This is a genomic window from Azospirillum oryzae (assembly GCF_900177515.1).
Taxonomy (GTDB): Bacteria; Pseudomonadota; Alphaproteobacteria; order Azospirillales; family Azospirillaceae; genus Azospirillum; species Azospirillum oryzae_A.
Genome location: NZ_FXAK01000007.1, coordinates 329,203 through 345,467 on the forward strand (window position 1 = coordinate 329,203; position 16,265 = coordinate 345,467).

The window sequence follows — 16,265 nt, forward strand, 5'->3', positions numbered from 1 at the left end:
GGCGAAGCTGGGATGATGACGGCGCCTCCCCACTCCCCGAATCCTGCCGCACCGCCCGGAAAATGATCCGCTCGCCCCTGTTCCTCCGGCTGTTCTCGGCGATCCTGATCTCGCTCGGGCTGTTCTCCGCCGCGGCCTATGTCTTCTCCGTCCCCTTCATCGAGGAGAAGGCTTACGAGATCGAGCGCGACGCCAGCCGCACCATCCTCGACAACGTGTTCGAGCTGGTCAGCCGCATCCGCGTCGGGCTGGAGGAGCAGCGGACGTCCACGGTGGAGTCGTACAAGACCCGCCTGCGCGACGTGCTGGAGCTGGCGGTCGGCTATATCGAGCATGTCTATGCCCGCGCCGACCGCGGCGAGATCACCATGGAGGAGGCCCGGCGTGAGGCGATGGAGGGGCTGCACGCCTTCCGCTACGGCAACGGCGACTATGTCTGGGCCATCGGCTACGACTCGGTGATCCTGTCCCACCCGTCGCCCGACTATGAGGGGCGGAAGGCCGACGACCTGCGCGACAATCTCGGCCGCCACATCCTGCCCACCATCGTCGCCACCGCAAAGCGCGAGGGCGAGGGGTTCCAGACCTACCCGTGGTGGCGCCCCAACGGCGACGAGCGGGCGCCGAAGCTCAGCTTCTTCAAGGATCTGCCGAAGCGCGGCATCATCGTCGGCACCGGCGCCTATCTGGCCGACGTCGATGCTGAGGTGGAGCGGCGCAAGGCCGAGGCCATCGAGGATCTGCGCCAGGCCCTGCGCAAGCTGCGCATCGCCCGCACCGGCTATCTCTACATCTTCGATTCGGCGAACCGGATGATCATCCACCCGAATTCGAACATCGAGGGCACGGCCTTCGGCGACCGGCTGAATTCGGCAACCGGGCGTCCCATCGCCGAGGATCTGAAGGTCGCCGCCGCCAAGGGGGTGCCGCTGACCTACCTGTGGGACAAGCCCGACGATCCCGGCAACTACGCCTATGAGAAGATCAGCTGGGTCCGGCATTTCGAGGGGTTCGACTGGTACATCGCCTCGTCCGTTTATGTGGACGAGCTGCGGCGGTCGTCGGTGGTGCTGGGCAACCGCATCCTCGCCATCGGCATGGCGCTGATGGCGGCGGGCAGCCTGCTCGGCTACATCGCGGTCGGTCGGCTGGTCAGGCCGCTGCGCCGTCTGGCCGACACCGCGGCGCAGGTGCGCGCCGGCGATCTCGACGCCCAGAGCGGCATCCGCCGCGGTGACGAGATCGGGCTGCTGGGTACCGCCTTCGACGGCATGGTCCGGCAGCTGCGCGACACCGTCGCCACGCTGGACAGCCGGGTGCGCGACCGCACCGCCGCGCTGGCGGAGGCGGAAACCCGGCAGCGCGTGATCCTGGACGCCATTCCCGCCTGCATCGCCGGGCTGGACCGCGACGGGCGGCTGACCTTCGCCAACCTGCGCTGGGCCGAGCTGGTCGGGCGCGACAAGGCCGAGGTGATCGGCCGCGACCTTGCCGCCGTGGTCGGCCGGCGCGCGATGGCGGCGCTCGGTCCCCATCTCGACCGCTGCCTGTCGGGAAACGTGGTGACCTTCGAATACGCCTTCCCGCGCGACGGCCGCGACATGGTGACCAAGACGACGCTGATCCCGCATCGCGGCGAGGGCGGACTGGAGGAGGGCGCCGTCACCGGCCTGTTCGTGCTGACGCTGGACATCACCGACGAGAAGCAGACCGAACGCCAGCTGGTGGAGGCGCAACGGCTGAAGGCGGTCGGGCAGCTGTCGGGCGGGCTGGCGCACGACTTCAACAACCTGCTGTCGATCATCATCGGCAACCTGTCGGCGGCGCGCGACCGCTACGCCGCGGTGGAGGGGCTGGACGCCTATCTGGAGCCGGCCCAGCGCGCCGGCCGCCGCGGCGCCGACATCACCGCCCGGCTGCTCGCCTTCTCGCGCCAGCAGCCGCTGAAGCCGGAACCGATCGAGCTGTGCGGCCTGCTGCGCGACATGGCGGTGCTGCTGCGCCGCTCCTTCCCCAGCTCCATCGCCATCGGCGTGCCGGAGGAGGGGCGGGAGTGCTGGACCATCGCCGACCAGACCCAGCTGGAGAACGCGCTGGTCAACCTCGCCATCAACGCGCGCGACGCCATGGCCAACGGCGGGCGGCTGGAGATCGCGGTGGGCATCCGCAGGGTGGAGGGCGACCAGTCCTTCGACGAGCCGGTCCGGCCCGACGATTATCTGGAAATCCGCGTCAGCGACACCGGCACCGGCTTCACGCCGGAGGCGCTGGCCCGTGCGGTGGAGCCCTTCTTCACGACGAAGGCTTTGGGTTCGGGGCTGGGGCTGTCGATGGTCTACGGCTTCGTCAAGCAGTCGCGCGGTTATCTGCGCATCGACAGCCGGCCGGGGGAGGGGACCGCCGTCACCCTGCTGCTGCCGCGGGCCGAGCCGGTGGCGCGCCTGCCGGACGCCGATCCGGCTTCGGCCGAACCGCAGCCCGGTGGCTGGTCCGGCCAACTTGCGCTGGTGGCGGAGGACAATGACGACGTGCGGCAGGTGATGCGCCAGCAGCTGGTCGACCTCGGCTTCTCGGTGGTGGAGGCGGCCAGCGGCGACGAGGCGGCGGAGCTGGTGGAGCAGATCGACGGGCTGTCGCTGCTGGTCTCCGACATCGTCATGCCCGGTTTGTCGGGGGTGGAGCTGGCGCGGCGCGCCCGGCTGCTGCGGCCGGCCATGCGGGTGGTTCTGGTCAGCGGATTCGCCGTCGAGTATGGCGACGTGCCCGCCGATGCCGTCATACTGCGCAAGCCATGGGACAAGCGGGACCTGGTGGCGGCCATCGGCCACGCCGCCGAACCCGCGCCGGTCTGATATGATCGGGCCAAGGGAATGCACCTGAAAAAATTCAGGGCGACGAGTGCCGAGGGGAAACGCGCGTGGGATTGAAGAAGCGCATCTATGTGGTCGAGGACGAGGCCGACATCCGCCGGCTGGTGACGGAGGTGCTGGAGGGCTACGGCTATGAGGTGTCCTGCTGGGCCAGCGGGCGCGAGGCGCGGGCGGCGATCCAGCGCCAGGCTCCCGACCTGTGCCTGGTCGATCTCGGCCTGCCGGACATGGACGGCCTGACCCTGGTGCGCGAGCTGTGGGAGGATGTGCGGTTCGGCGTCATCATCCTGTCCGGGCGCGGCGGCACCTCCGACCGCGTGCTGGGGCTGGAGCTGGGGGCCGACGACTATATCGTGAAGCCGTTCGAGCCGCGCGAACTGGTCGCCCGCGTCAACAGCGCCATCCGCCGCCGCGAACAGCTGTCCGGCGCCGCCGCGACCGCGGAGACCGCGCGGGCGCGCTTCGGTCCCTGGGTGTTCGATCTGGGCAACCTGACGCTGACCGCCGACGACGGCCGGCAGGAAAGCCTGACGGCGGCGGAGGCCTCGCTTCTGCTGATGCTGCTGAAGGCGCCAAAGCGCGTGCTGTCGCGCGAGCATCTGCAGGGTCCGGATCAGGACCGCGACGATTTTCCCTATGACCGCAGCATCGACGTCCGCGTCTCGCGCATCCGCAAGAAGATCGAGGAGGACCCGCGCGCGCCGCGGCTGATCAAGACCGTTTACGGCGCCGGCTACCTGTTCGCGGGAGACGTGACGTGGTTGCGGTGATTGGGTTGCGATGACGGGGCCCCCCTCGCGCCCCGGCGAAACAGTGCCAATAACAATTGGTCATAATCCTGAGAAAGTTGCGCAAAGCTGATCTGGTACAGGCTGTTTCCAACACCGCCGCGCCCGATGTCGGCGCGCAACAAAGAACCCCTGGGGAGAACGGTCCGATGAGTGAATCTGCTGCCGCAGCCGATGTCCGCGCCAATCCGTACGAGCGCGATCTCGACCGCAACGCCGCCAATTTCGTCGCACTGACGCCGCTGACCTTCCTGGAGCGCGCCGCCGCGGTGTGGCCCGACCGGCTGGCCGTCGTCCATGGCCCGGTCCGCCGGACCTGGGCGGAGACCTTCGTCCGCGTGCGCCGTCTGGCCGCCGCGCTGGCGAATGTCGGGATCGGCACCGGCGACACCGTCGCCATGCTGGCCGCCAACACGCCCGAACTGTTCGAGGCGCATTTCGGCGTGCCCCTGGCCGGCGCCGTGCTGAACGCCATCAACACCCGCCTGGACGCCGAGGCCATCGCCTTCATCCTGAAGCATGGCGAAGCGAAGATCCTGATCGTCGACCGCGAGTTCTCCGGCGTCGCCAGGAAGGCGCTGGCCCTGCTCGACGCGCCGATCCCGGTGGTGGACATCGACGACCCGACCTACAGCGGCGGCGAGTTGATCGGCGACCGCGATTACGAGGCCTTCATCAGCGACGTCGGCACCGAGCATGCCTGGACCCTGCCGGCCGACGAATGGCAGGCCATCGCGCTGAACTACACCTCCGGCACCACCGGCAACCCGAAGGGCGTCGTCTATCACCACCGCGGCGCCTATCTGAACGCGGTGTCGAACGCGCTGTCCTGGAACATGGGCGACGCGCCCGTGTATCTGTGGACGCTGCCGATGTTCCACTGCAACGGCTGGTGCTTCCCCTGGACCATTGCGGTCACCGCCGGCACCGCCGTCTGCCTGCGTCAGGTCCGTCCCGATGCGGTCCTGAAGCTGATCCGCGAGGAGCGGGTGACCAACTTCTGCGGCGCGCCCATCGTCCTGAACATGCTGAACAACGCGCCGGCCGAGCTGAAGCAGGGCATCGAGCAGAAGGTGAAGGTGATGGTCGCCGGCGCAGCGCCGCCCGCCGCCGTCATCGCCGGCATGGAGCGCATGGGCTGGGAAGTCACCCATGTCTACGGCCTGACCGAATGCTACGGCCCGACCGTGGTCTGCGTCTGGCACGACCGTTGGGACGGCCTGTCGCTGGACGAGAAGGCGGCGATCAAGGCCCGCCAGGGCGTGCGCGGCCCGATGCTGGAGGCGGTGATCGTCGCCGATCCCTTCACGCTGGAACCGATGCCGAAGGACGGCCGCAGCATGGGCGAGATCATGATGCGCGGCAACAACGTCATGAAGGGCTACCTGAAGAACCCCAAGGCGACCGAAGAGGCCTTCGCCGGCGGCTGGTTCCACACCGGCGACCTCGCCGTCTGGCATGAGGACGGCTACGTCGAGATCAAGGACCGGTCCAAGGACATCATCATCTCCGGTGGCGAGAACATCTCGTCCATCGAGGTGGAGGATGTGCTCTACAAGCATCCGGAGGTGCTGGAGGCCGCGGTCGTCGCCCGCCATGACGAGAAATGGGGCGAGACGCCCTGCGCCTTCGTCACTCTGAAGGACGGCGCCACCGCGACCGAGGCCGACATCATCGCCTTCTGCCGCGCCCACATGGCCCACTTCAAGTGCCCGCGCACGGTGGTGTTCGGCCCGCTGCCGAAGACCTCCACCGGCAAGATCCAGAAATACGTCCTGCGCAAGCAGACCGAGGGGCTGTAAGGGGCGGGGCACTTTGCCCCCTCCCTGACCCTCCCCCTTATCGGACCGGCCTGCGGCCGGCCGAGGGGAGAGGGGACTGCCGCCGCTTTGGCAATCACGTCACGCCGACAAGCGTCCTGCCCCCTCCACCGCCAAAGGCGGGGGAGGGATGGGGAGGGGGCCAACGCCCTCCCACGCCCACACGCTGCCCAATCCTTAGGGACCCGCGCCATGAAAATCCTTTGCGCCGTGAAGCGCGTCGTCGACTACAACGTCAAGATCCGGGTGAAGACCGACCAGTCCGGCGTCGAGACGTCCAACGTGAAGTTCTCGATGAACCCCTTCGACGAGATCGCCGTCGAGGAGGCCGTCCGTCTGAAGGAAGCCGGTGCCGCGACCGAGATCGTCGTGGTTTCCATCGGTCCGGCCCAGGCGCAGGAGACGCTTCGTACCGCGCTGGCGATGGGGGCGGATCGCGCCATCCTGGTGCAGACCGACGTCGAGACCCAGCCGCTTGCCGTCGCCAAGGTCCTCAAGGCCCTGGTCGAGAAGGAGGCGCCGGGGATGGTGATCCTCGGCAAGCAGGCGATCGACGACGACTGCAACCAGACCGGCCAGATGCTGGCGGCTCTGCTCGGCTGGGGCCAGGGCACCTTCGCCTCGAAGGTCGTCGCCGCTGACGGCAAGGTCGCGGTCACCCGCGAGATCGACGGCGGTCTGGAGACGGTGGAGCTGAAGCTGCCGGCGGTGGTCACCGCCGACCTGCGCCTGAACGAGCCGCGCTATGCTTCGCTGCCCAACATCATGAAGGCGAAGAAGAAGCCGCTGGAGACGATCACGCCGGATGCGCTGGGTGTCGATGTCACGCCGCGTCTGAAGACGGTGAAGGTGGCCGAGCCGGCCAAGCGTCAGGCCGGCATCAAGGTGCCGGACGTCGCCACGCTGGTCGACAAGCTGAAGAACGAGGCGCGGGTGATCTGAGCGCCTGTCCGGTGCCCCCACCCTAACCCTCCCCCGCTTCGCAGGGGAGGGAACTGCCGCCGCTCTCCCGCATCAGCACTTTCCCCCTCCCCCGCCCAGCTCTCGCACAAAGCTCCGCTTTGTGCTGACGCGGCAGGCGGACCATAGGTCCGCTGAGAGCGGGGGAGGGTCGGGGTGGGGGCAAGTCTCCGCACTCCCCGCACTCCGTCCGACAGAGGAATCCGCCATGCCCATCCTGATCCTCGCCGACCACGACAACGCCACCCTCAAGCCTGCCACCGCCCATGCGGTGACCGCCGCCGCCAAGCTCGGCGCCGATATCCACCTTCTGGTCGCCGGCCGCAACGCCGCGCCAGCGGCGGAGCAGGCCGCCAAGCTGGCCGGCGTCGCCAAGGTGCTGCTCGCCGACGATGCCGCCTACGAGCATGCCCTGGCCGAGCCCGTGGCGGCGCTGCTGGTGTCGCTCGCCCCCGGCTACAGCCATGTGCTGGCCGCCGCCACCTCGGTGGGCAAGAATGTGCTGCCGCGCGTCGCCGCCCTGCTCGATGTGGCGATGATCTCCGACATCACCGCCGTGGTCTCCGCCGACAGCTTCGAGCGGCCGATCTATGCCGGCAACGCCATCGCCACCGTGCAGTCGGCCGATGCGGTGAAAATCGTCACCGTCCGCACCACCGCCTTCGAAGCCGCTGCCGCCACCGGCGGTGCCCCGGTCGAGAGCGTCGCCGCCGTGGCCGATCCCGCGCTGTCCAGCTTCGTCTCGGCCGAGCTGTCGAAGTCGGAGCGGCCGGAGCTGACCTCCGCCCGTATCGTGATTTCCGGCGGGCGTGGCATGCAGTCGGGCGACAACTTCCACCTGCTGGAGGCCATCGCCGACAAGCTGGGTGCCGCGGTGGGTGCATCGCGCGCCGCCGTCGATGCCGGTTTCGTGCCGAACGATTATCAGGTCGGGCAGACCGGCAAGATCGTGGCGCCGGAACTCTATGTCGCCGTCGGCATCTCGGGCGCCATCCAGCATCTGGCCGGCATGAAGGACAGCAAGGTGATCGTCGCCATCAACAAGGACGAGGAGGCGCCGATCTTCCAGGTCGCCGACTACGGCCTCGTCGCCGACCTGTTCAAGGCGCTGCCGGAGCTGCAGCAGGCCGTCTGATCCCTTTCATTCCTTCCGTTACCCGAAGAGGTCCCCCATGACCGCCGCCGCGATCCCCTACACCCCGCCGCTGAAAGAGATCCGCTTCGTCCTCGACCACCTCGCCGGCATGGCCGATGTGGCGGCTCTGCCGGGCTTCGAGGATGCCAGCCCCGACATGGTGGACAGCATCCTGGGCGAGGCGGCGAAGATCGCCGAGAACATCCTGGCCCCGCTGAACCGCATCGGCGACGTCCAGGGTGCCAGGCTCGACGCCGACGGCATCGCCCGCACGGCGGAAGGCTGGGGGGCGGCTTGGCAGGCGCTGGTGGAGGGCGGCTGGAACGGGCTGCCCTTCGATCCGGCGCGCGGCGGCATGGGGCTGCCCAACCTGCTGAACACCGCGGTGCAGGAGATGTGGCATTCCGCCAACATGGCCTTCGCGCTCTGCCCGATGCTGACCCAGGGGGCGGTGAACGCGGTGCAGCTCTATGGCTCGGACGCGCTGAAGGACCTCTATTTGCCCAAGATGATCTCGGGCGAGTGGACCGGCACCATGAACATCACCGAGCCGCAGGCGGGATCGGACCTTGCCGCCACGCGGTCGCGGGCGGTGCCGAACGGCGACCATTACCTCGTCAGCGGACAGAAGATCTTCATCACCTACGGCGACCATGACCTGACGGAGAACATCATCCATCTGGTGCTGGCCCGCCTGCCCGATGCGCCTCCGGGCGTGAAGGGCATCAGCCTATTCGTCGTGCCGAAGGTCCTGGTCAATGCCGACGGCAGCCTGGGCGCCCGCAATCAGGTGAAGTGCGTGTCGCTGGAGCACAAGCTGGGCATCCACGGCAGCCCGACCGCCGTGCTGTCCTTCGGCGACGAGGGCGGGGCGACCGGCTTCCTGGTGGGCGAGCCGAACCGCGGCCTGGAATACATGTTCACCATGATGAACCACGCCCGGCTGAACGTCGCCATGCAGGGCCTGTCGATCGCCGAGCGCGCTTATCAGCAGGCTTTGGCCTATGCCCGCGACCGCGTGCAGGGCAAGCCGCTGGGCTGGAGCGAGGGCCAATCGAAGGGCATCGTCAACCATCCCGACGTCCGCCGCCTGCTGATGGGCATGAAGGCGCGGATCGAGGCGATGCGCGGCATCCTCTACACCGCCGCCGCCGCGGTGGACGTGGCGCACCATCATGCCGACGAGGCGGCGCGCGGCCGGGCCGCCCTGCTGGTCGATTTGCTGACGCCGATCGCCAAGGGCTGGTGCACCGAGACCGGGCAGCAGCTGGCGTCGGACGGCGTGCAGGTCCATGGCGGCATGGGCTTCATCGAGGAGACCGGCGCCGCCCAGCATCTGCGCGACGCCCGCATCACCACGATCTATGAGGGCACGACCGCCATCCAGGCCAACGACCTGATCAACCGCAAGATCCTGCGCGACGGCGGGGCGACCGCCAACGGGCTGCTCGACGAGATCGCGGCGCTGGGCGGCGAGCTGTCCGGCCATGCCGATGAAGCGTTGCGCGTCACCGGTGCCGAGCTGGTCGCCGCGGTGCATGAGGCCAAGCAGGCGGTGGCCTGGGTGCTGGCCACGGCGAAGCAGGACCCGCGCCTGCCGGCCGCCGCGTCGGTGACCCTGCTGGAGCTGATGGGCGTGGTCGCCGGCGGCTGGCAGCTGGCCCGCGCCGCCAAGGTGGCGGCGGAGCGGCTGGCGGAGGGCGATGCCGACACCGCCTTCCTGTCGGCCAAGCCGCTGACCGCCCGCTTCTACGCCACCCATGTGCTGCCGAAGACGGCGGCGATGCGGGCGACCGTGGTCAACGGCTCCGCGAGCGTGATGGCGCTGAGCGAGGAGCAGCTGTTCGGCGCGGCTTGACGGGGCCGCGCTTACCGGTTGGTGCCGGGGCCTTTGGCCCTTTGCCGGGTGTCGCGGGCGGTTGGGGGACCTCCCGCCACTGCCCCGGCGCCAGCCCATCCAAAGTCCAGTCGCCGATGGCCCAGCGGATCAGCCGCAGGGTGGGGAAGCCGACCGCCGCGGTCATGCGGCGGACCTGCCGGTTGCGTCCTTCGCGTATGGTGAGCGCGATCCAACTGGTGGGGATGGCGGCGCGGTAGCGCACCGGCGGATCGCGCGGCCACAGCGACTCCGGCTCCGCCATCCGCCGCACCTCGGCCGGCAGGGTGGGGCCGTCCTTCAGCGTGACGCCGCGGCGCAGAGCCTCCAGCGCCTCGTCGGTCGGCACGCCTTCCACCTGCACCCAGTAGGTCTTGGGCATCTTGTTGGCCGGCGAGGCGATTCGGGCGATCAGCGGGCCGTCGTCGCTCAGCGCCAGCAACCCCTCGCTGTCGCGGTCGAGCCGGCCGGCGGCATAGACGCCCTTCACCGGCACCAGCTCCGCCAGGGTCGGGCGGCCCTGGTCGTCGGTGAATTGCGGCAGCACGCCATAGGGCTTGTTCAGCAGGATCAGGCGCGGCACGGGCTTGCTTCCTTGCGCGGTTCGGGAAAGGCGCTATCGTTCGCACCCCAACATGATCTCTTGATAGCAGGGGTTCGGCCGTGACGCTTCTGTTCTGCTCCGCCAGCGACAGCGCCGAGGATTGGCGCCGGGAAATCGCCCGCCATCTTCCCGGCGTGGAGATGCGCGTCTGGCCCGAGACCGGCGACGTCGCCGACATCGAGGTCGCGGTGGTGTGGAAGCCGCCGGCCGGCATGCTGGCGACGCTGCCCAACCTGAAGCTGATCGTCTCGCTGGGCGCCGGGGTGGAGCCGATCCTGCAGGACCCGACCCTGCCCGACGTGCCGCTGGTCCGCATGGTGGCGGACGGGCTGACCGTCGACATGGCCGGCTATGTGGCCTTCCAGGTTCTCTATTGGCACCGGCTGATGGACGGCTATGCCGCCCTCCAGGCCGAGGCGCGGTGGGAGCAGAGGGACCATCGCCCGGCCTCCGAGGTGACCGTCGGATTCCTCGGATTGGGCGAGCTGGGGGCGGCGTCGGCCCGCACGCTGCGGACCCTGGAGTACCGGCTGATGGGCTGGAGCCGCAGCCCGAAGAGCATCGAGGGGGTGGAGAGCTTCTCCGGTCCCGACGGGCTGGCGGCGATGTTGCCGCAGTGCGATGTCCTCGTTTGCCTGCTGCCGCTGACCGACGAGACCCGCGGCATCATGGATGCGTCGCTGTTCGCCGCCTTGCCCGAGGGCGCGGTGGTCATCAACGCCGCCCGCGGCGGGCATCTGGTCGAGCGGGACCTGCTCGACGCGCTGGAGAGCGGGCATCTGCGCGGCGCCAGCCTGGACGTCTTCGCGGCGGAGCCGTTGCCGGCCGACCATCCGCTCTGGCGTCATCCGCAGGTCCGCATCACCCCGCATGTCGCGGGGATCACCCACCCGTCGCGCTGCGCCGTGCAGGTGGCCGATGCGGTGAAGGCCCTGCGCGACGGCCGGCCGCTGCCCAATCTGGTGGACCGCAGCCGAGGATACTGAGCTTTACAGCATCTGCACCGCGATCACCGCCAGCAGGGCCGCGATCACCCACAGGGCGGCGCGGTCCGAGCGGCGGCGGGTCTCCCAACCGTTCAGCATCTGGCGGACGGTCTGCGGGTGCAGGCGCACACCACCCTCAGCGATGTCGCGGGTCACCCGTTCCGCCTCGCTGACCAGGGCGGGGATGCGGCGGACGGTGGATAGGATGGCGCCGGCATCGTTGATGAACTGCGCCTCCGGCCCGCGGTTCTCGCGCATCCACTCCTCGATCAGTGGGCGGGCCAGCTCCCACATGTTGATGTTGGGGTTCAGCAGCCGGCCGACGCCTTCCGCCGTCAGCATGCTCTTCTGGAGCAGAAGCAGCTGCGGCTGGGTTTCCATCTCGAACTGTTCGGTGACCGCGAACAGCTGGGCCAGCAGCCGGCCGACCGAGATGTCGGCCAGCGGCTTGTTCTGCAACGGCTCGCCGATGGCGCGGCAGGCCTGGGTGAAGATCTCGATCGACTGGTGGCGCGGCACGTAGCCGGCCTCGAAATGCACGATGGCGACGCGGCGGTAGTCGCCGGTCAGGAAGCCGATCAGCATATCCGCGAGGTAATAGCGCGTCTCGCGGTCCAGCCGGCCCATGATGCCGAAATCGACGGCGGTTATGGTGCCCTGTTCGTTGATGAACAGGTTGCCGGGATGCAGGTCGGCGTGGAAGAAGCCGTCGCGGAAGACCTGGTTGAAGAAGCTGGCCGAGGCCATCGCCAGGATCTCGTCGCGGTCGAAGCCGGCGGCAGAGATGCGGGCGGGCTCGTCCACCTTGAAGCCGCGGATGCGCTCCAGCGTCAGCACCCGGCCGCCGGTGCGCTCCCAATCGACCTTCGGCACGTTGAAGGTGTCATCGTCCTTGAAGTTCGACGCCAGCTCCGACGCGGCGGCCGCCTCCATCCGCAAATCCATCTCCAGGCGGGAGGTGCGGGCGAAGGTATCGACCACCTCGACCAGCCGCAGCCGCTTCAGCCGGGGCAGCACCCATTCGGCAAGGCCGGCCAGCCGATAGAACAGGTCGATGTCGCGTTCGAAGGCCTGCTCGATCCCCGGACGCAGCACCTTGACCGCCACCTCCTGCCCGTCGGCGGTGACGGCGAAATGGACCTGCGCGATGGAGGCGGCGGCGACCGGCTTGTCGTCGAAGCTCTGGAACAGGGCGTGGACCGGCTGGCCGAACTCCGCCTCGATGATGGCGCGGGCCTGATGGGCGGGGAAGGGCGGCAGCTTGTCCTGCAGCTCGGCCAAATCGACGGCCATCCGCTCGCCGACCAGATCGGAGCGGGTGGACAGCAGTTGCCCCAGCTTGATGTAGGTGGGGCCGAGTTCGGCCAGCGCCCGGGCCAGCCGCTCGCCCTCGCGGCCGGGAACGTCCTTGCGGGCGATGCGGCGCCACAGCCACAGCAGGCCGGGGGCGGTGCCGAGCAGGCTGGTGGGCAGGGCATCGTGACGGGCGATCGTTCGGCCGATCACGGCCATCCGGATCAGGTTGCGCAGAATGCGGAACACGGGGTCTTAGATCCGCCAGCCGGAATGGATGGCGGCGATCCCGCCCGACAGGTTGCGCACGCGCACGGCGCCGAAGCCGGCGGCCTCGATCCGTTTGGCCAGATCGGCCTGCTGCGGGAAGCGGCGGATGCTCTCGGCCAGATAGCGGTAGCTCGCCTCGTCCTTCGCCACGACGCGGCCCATGAAGGGCAGCACCTGGAAGGAATAGACGTCGTACAGCTCGCGCAGCACCGGCAGGACGACGTGGCTGAATTCCAGGCAATAGAACTTGCCGCCCGGCTTCAGGACGCGGTGGGCCTCCTTGATCGCCTCGTCGATGCGGGTGACGTTGCGCAGGCCGAAGGCGATGGTGTAGGCGTCGACCGAGCGCGAGGCGATGGGCAGCTTTTCCGCATCGCCGACCGTCCATTGCACGCCGGACAGGATGTTGCGGTCGATGGCGCGGTCGCGGCCGACCCGGACCATCGCCTCGGTGATGTCGCAGACCACCGCGGCCCCGCCGCCCTTCTTCAGGAAGCGGAAGGCGATGTCGCCGGTGCCGCCGGCCACGTCCAGCAGGGTCATGTCCGGCTTGGGCGCCACCATCTCCATCAGCGTGTCCTTCCACAGCCGATGGATGCCGCCCGACATCAGGTCGTTCATCAGGTCGTAGTTGGTCGCCACGCTGTCGAAGACGGCGCGGACCAGCCCGGACTTGGCGGACGGATCGACGGGGGTGAAGCCGAACCAGTTGCCTTCGGCACCGGAGACAGGCTTTTGCGGGTCGGCGGAGGATGGGGGGGTGCGGTCGCTCATGGCCGGGAAGATAGCGCGGGCAGGGGCCATGCGCCAGCGGGGGCGTGCAATGCGGAAGGCGCTGCGGCGAATGGTGTAGGGCGGATGGGGGCGGTTGTGGGGGAGGCGGAGGATGGAACATCGTGGAACAGGTTTCGGAAACTGTTCCATGGGGTGCGGTTCGGCGGTAGGTCAGCGGTTTCCCGGGTGATGGAACAGGGTGAAACACTTTTCCGGTGATGTTCCATCTGGCGCTTCCTCTCAAGCGGTTAGGCGCAAAATCCTAGCATAAGGACGAGGCGGTGAGGAGGGGAGCCGGAAAACCATGAGGTTCCCGATCCTTGCCTTACCTCTCACCCGGCGGCTCCACCCCACATCCCCCTTGCATCCCGCCGTCCCCGCGCGTATAAGCGCATCCTTCCACGGGCGGCGAGGCTGGGCCGTAAGGCTCAGGGCATGCCCACCCGTCCGTTGGAATTCCGCCTCATTTCCATCTAGGAAACGAAAATGCCCAAGCTGAAGACGAAGAGCGGCGCCAAGAAGCGCTTCAAGGTGACCGCCACGGGTAAGGTCCGCGCTCAGGCCGCCTACAAGCGCCACTGCCTGGAACAGAAGTCCCCGAACATGAAGCGCAACGCGCGCGGCATGATGACCCTGTGCGACTCCAACGCCCGCACGGTGCTGAAGAACTGGCTGCGCAACGCCTGATCTCGGCACATCATAGAATTCGGAAGGACTGAACCATGGCTCGTGTTAAGCGCGGCGTCACGACGCACGCCCGTCACCGCAAGATCCTGAAGCTCGCCAAGGGCTACCGGGGTCGCAATTCCAAGAATTTCCGCATTGCGATCGAGAAGGTCGAAAAGGCGCTTCGTTACGCCTATCGCGACCGTCGCAATAAGAAGCGCGATTTCCGCGGCCTGTGGATCCAGCGCATCAACGCCGGTGTCCGTCAGTACGGCCTGACCTACTCGCGCTTCATCAACGGCATCAAGCTGGCCGGCATCGAGATCGACCGCAAGGTCCTGTCCGATCTGGCCGCGCGCGAGCCGGAGGCCTTTAAGACCCTGGTGGACAAGGCCCAGGCCGCGCTCGCCTCCAAGGCCGCCGCGTAACGCCCAGCTCTTCCCGTTCCAGGGAACGCTTGCCGTCACGGCGTCAGTTGTAAGAGAAGGGAGCCGGGCCGCTGGGCCGGCTCCCTTTTTCTGTTTGCACCGATTTTTCCCCACGCTTGCCGGGAACCGCCATGCTCGACGCGCTGAAAGACGAACTTCTGTCGCAGGTCAACGCCGCCGCCGACCTTTCGGCGCTGGACGAGGTGCGGGTCTCCGCGCTCGGCAAGAAGGGGCGTATCACCGGCTTCATGAAGGAGCTGGGGAACCTCACCCCCGACGAGCGCAAGGAGCGCGGTCAGGCGCTGAACGCGCTGAAGGACGAGATCGCCGCCGCCATCGACGCGCGCAAGGCCGACCTCGCCGCCGCCCATCTGAAGGCGCGGCTGGAGGCCGAGCGGGTCGACGTGACCCTGCCGGTCCGCCCGGAGACCGAGGGGCGCATCCACCCCATCAGCCAGACGATGGACGAGATGGTCGCCATCTTCGCCGAGATGGGCTTCTCGGTCGCCGAAGGTCCGGACATCGAGGATGATTTCCACAACTTCACCGCCCTGAACTTCCCGCCCGGCCACCCGGCGCGCGACATGCACGACACCTTCTATCTGCCGGATTCGGGAGATAAGAAGATGCTGCTGCGCACCCACACCAGCCCGGTGCAGGTTCGCACCATGCTGAACAACAAGCCGCCGATCCGCATCATCGCGCCGGGGCGGACCTACCGCTCCGACTACGACATGACCCACACCCCGATGTTCCACCAGATCGAGGGGCTGGTCATCGACGAGGCGACCAACATGGGGCACCTGAAGGGCTGCCTCGTGGAGTTCTGCCGCGCCTTCTTCGATGTGGACGACCTGCCGCTGCGCTTCCGCCCCAGCTTCTTCCCCTTCACCGAACCGTCGGCGGAGGTCGATATCGGCTGCTCGCGCAAGGGCGGCGAGCTGAAGCTGGGCAACTACGGCGACTGGCTGGAGATCCTCGGCTGCGGCATGGTCCACCCGAACGTGCTGGAAGCCTGCGGCATCGACAGCACCCGCTACCAGGGCTTTGCCTTCGGCATGGGGGTGGAGCGCGTCGCCATGCTGAAATACGGCATCCCCGACCTGCGCACCTTCTTCGAAGCCGACCTGCGCTGGCTGAAGCATTACGGCTTCGTGCCCCTCGACATTCCCAACATCGCCCACGGCCTGACGCGCTGAGCCGATGCCAACCATTGCCGAATTCGACGGGATCAAGATCCTGATGTATTATCAGGATCATGATCCGCCCCATTTCCATGTCGAATACGGTGATTGCGAAGCGCTGATCCGCGTTGCGGATCTGGCGTTGATCGAAGGGGATGTGCCGGGCCGGGTCCTGCGCCGCGTCAACGAGTGGGCGCGGACAAGGCAGGCCGATCTGGCGCTGAACTGGGTCAAGTGCCGCAGTCATGTGGCGCCGGATCGCCTATGACAGGACCGTCTGTGACGGGCCGCGATTGGAGGGAAGCATGCCGGGTTTGCTGAAGAACCGCATTGAAAGCGCCACTCCGCTCCCGGATGGACGGCGGGTGTCGTTGCGCTGGGTCGGCGGTGCCGAGACCTGCGTTGACATGGCCCCCCTGATCGCCCGCGGTGGCGTGTTCGCGGCGCTGTCCGACCCGGCCCTGTTCGCCGCCGTCACGGTAGGCCCGCGCGGCCGGTCTCTGGCTTGGCCGGGTGAACTGGACCTGGATGCCGACGCCCTGTGGTTCGAGGCCCACCCGACCGACAACCCCTTCGCCCAATCCGCCGCGGCCGAGTGAACCTCGCCCTTT

15 protein-coding genes are annotated in these 16,265 nt (G+C 68.2%); 12 read left to right on the forward strand and 3 right to left on the reverse strand.

The annotated features are described in order from the left end of the window. Positions 1 to 62: 62 nt before the first annotated feature. The 6 genes from B9N97_RS14035 (at position 63) to B9N97_RS14060 (ending at position 9,431) form a co-directional block, all read left to right on the forward strand. Positions 63 to 2,852: a cache domain-containing protein gene (locus B9N97_RS14035; RefSeq protein ID WP_085087465.1), complete on the forward strand. Its 2,790-nt coding sequence runs from the start codon at positions 63 to 65 to the stop codon at positions 2,850 to 2,852. A gap of 65 nt (positions 2,853 to 2,917) precedes the next feature. Continuing rightward, the gene (locus tag B9N97_RS14040; protein WP_085087467.1) at positions 2,918 to 3,640 is read left to right on the forward strand and encodes a response regulator transcription factor; all 723 of its coding nucleotides are present in this window, start codon (positions 2,918 to 2,920) and stop codon (positions 3,638 to 3,640) included. Positions 3,641 to 3,807: 167 nt separating this feature from the next. After that, entirely contained in the window at positions 3,808 to 5,460 is a 1,653-nt protein-coding gene (locus B9N97_RS14045) for an acyl-CoA synthetase (protein ID WP_085087470.1), read from the forward strand. A 210-nt stretch (positions 5,461 to 5,670) separates the two neighbouring features. After that, the gene (locus tag B9N97_RS14050) at positions 5,671 to 6,420 is read left to right on the forward strand and encodes an electron transfer flavoprotein subunit beta/FixA family protein (protein WP_085087473.1); all 750 of its coding nucleotides are present in this window, start codon (positions 5,671 to 5,673) and stop codon (positions 6,418 to 6,420) included. Between the two features lie 226 nt (positions 6,421 to 6,646). Next, entirely contained in the window at positions 6,647 to 7,573 is a 927-nt protein-coding gene (locus B9N97_RS14055; protein ID WP_085087476.1) for an electron transfer flavoprotein subunit alpha/FixB family protein, read from the forward strand. A 37-nt stretch (positions 7,574 to 7,610) separates the two neighbouring features. Then, positions 7,611 to 9,431: an acyl-CoA dehydrogenase C-terminal domain-containing protein gene (locus tag B9N97_RS14060; protein WP_085087479.1), complete on the forward strand. Its 1,821-nt coding sequence runs from the start codon at positions 7,611 to 7,613 to the stop codon at positions 9,429 to 9,431. On the opposite strand, the gene B9N97_RS14065 is transcribed toward B9N97_RS14060, so the two are convergent. Then, positions 9,373 to 10,032, reverse strand: a complete 660-nt coding sequence (locus tag B9N97_RS14065; protein WP_085087482.1) for a pseudouridine synthase — start codon at positions 10,030 to 10,032, stop codon at positions 9,373 to 9,375. The two genes, B9N97_RS14060 and B9N97_RS14065, sit on opposite strands and share 59 nt — an antisense overlap. A gap of 80 nt (positions 10,033 to 10,112) precedes the next feature. On the opposite strand from B9N97_RS14065, the gene B9N97_RS14070 reads away from it, so the two are divergent. Next, positions 10,113 to 11,039 (forward strand): 2-hydroxyacid dehydrogenase, encoded by a 927-nt coding sequence (locus B9N97_RS14070; protein ID WP_085087485.1) that lies wholly within the window; start codon positions 10,113 to 10,115, stop codon positions 11,037 to 11,039. Positions 11,040 to 11,042: 3 nt separating this feature from the next. On the opposite strand, the gene ubiB is transcribed toward B9N97_RS14070, so the two are convergent. Further along, complete coding sequence (ubiB, locus tag B9N97_RS14075) at positions 11,043 to 12,581, reverse strand: 2-polyprenylphenol 6-hydroxylase (protein ID WP_085087488.1); 1,539 nt, start codon at positions 12,579 to 12,581, stop codon at positions 11,043 to 11,045. Positions 12,582 to 12,587: 6 nt separating this feature from the next. Continuing rightward, positions 12,588 to 13,376 (reverse strand): class I SAM-dependent methyltransferase, encoded by a 789-nt coding sequence (locus tag B9N97_RS14080; RefSeq protein WP_085087490.1) that lies wholly within the window; start codon positions 13,374 to 13,376, stop codon positions 12,588 to 12,590. A 486-nt stretch (positions 13,377 to 13,862) separates the two neighbouring features. Between B9N97_RS14080 and rpmI the strand changes: the two genes are divergently transcribed. From rpmI to B9N97_RS14105, 5 genes are all read left to right on the forward strand, one after another. After that, the gene (gene rpmI, locus B9N97_RS14085; protein WP_012975158.1) at positions 13,863 to 14,063 is read left to right on the forward strand and encodes a 50S ribosomal protein L35; all 201 of its coding nucleotides are present in this window, start codon (positions 13,863 to 13,865) and stop codon (positions 14,061 to 14,063) included. 35 nt (positions 14,064 to 14,098) lie between these two features. Next, a complete protein-coding gene (gene rplT / locus B9N97_RS14090) occupies positions 14,099 to 14,470 on the forward strand; it encodes a 50S ribosomal protein L20 (RefSeq protein WP_012975157.1) in 372 nt (123 codons plus the stop codon). A 131-nt stretch (positions 14,471 to 14,601) separates the two neighbouring features. After that, entirely contained in the window at positions 14,602 to 15,669 is a 1,068-nt protein-coding gene (gene pheS / locus B9N97_RS14095; protein WP_085087493.1) for a phenylalanine--tRNA ligase subunit alpha, read from the forward strand. Between the two features lie 4 nt (positions 15,670 to 15,673). Beyond that, positions 15,674 to 15,922 carry a DUF4160 domain-containing protein gene (locus B9N97_RS14100; protein WP_085087495.1) on the forward strand — a complete coding sequence of 83 codons (249 nt, stop codon included), beginning with the start codon at positions 15,674 to 15,676 and terminating at the stop codon, positions 15,920 to 15,922. A 37-nt stretch (positions 15,923 to 15,959) separates the two neighbouring features. Beyond that, entirely contained in the window at positions 15,960 to 16,253 is a 294-nt protein-coding gene (locus tag B9N97_RS14105) for a DUF2442 domain-containing protein (RefSeq protein WP_143266713.1), read from the forward strand. The last annotated feature ends 12 nt before the right edge of the window (positions 16,254 to 16,265 follow it).

Coding starts and splice junctions, on each gene's coding strand:
- B9N97_RS14035 (WP_085087465.1), top strand. CDS start 63: ATGATCCGCTCGCCCCTGTTCCTCCGGCTGTTCTCGGCGATCCTGATC.
- B9N97_RS14045 (WP_085087470.1), top strand. CDS start 3,808: ATGAGTGAATCTGCTGCCGCAGCCGATGTCCGCGCCAATCCGTACGAG.
- B9N97_RS14050 (WP_085087473.1), top strand. CDS start 5,671: ATGAAAATCCTTTGCGCCGTGAAGCGCGTCGTCGACTACAACGTCAAG.
- B9N97_RS14055 (WP_085087476.1), top strand. CDS start 6,647: ATGCCCATCCTGATCCTCGCCGACCACGACAACGCCACCCTCAAGCCT.
- B9N97_RS14060 (WP_085087479.1), top strand. CDS start 7,611: ATGACCGCCGCCGCGATCCCCTACACCCCGCCGCTGAAAGAGATCCGC.
- B9N97_RS14080 (WP_085087490.1), bottom strand. CDS start 13,376: ATGAGCGACCGCACCCCCCCATCCTCCGCCGACCCGCAAAAGCCTGTC.
- rpmI (WP_012975158.1), top strand. CDS start 13,863: ATGCCCAAGCTGAAGACGAAGAGCGGCGCCAAGAAGCGCTTCAAGGTG.
- rplT (WP_012975157.1), top strand. CDS start 14,099: ATGGCTCGTGTTAAGCGCGGCGTCACGACGCACGCCCGTCACCGCAAG.
- pheS (WP_085087493.1), top strand. CDS start 14,602: ATGCTCGACGCGCTGAAAGACGAACTTCTGTCGCAGGTCAACGCCGCC.
- B9N97_RS14100 (WP_085087495.1), top strand. CDS start 15,674: ATGCCAACCATTGCCGAATTCGACGGGATCAAGATCCTGATGTATTAT.
- B9N97_RS14105 (WP_143266713.1), top strand. CDS start 15,960: ATGCCGGGTTTGCTGAAGAACCGCATTGAAAGCGCCACTCCGCTCCCG.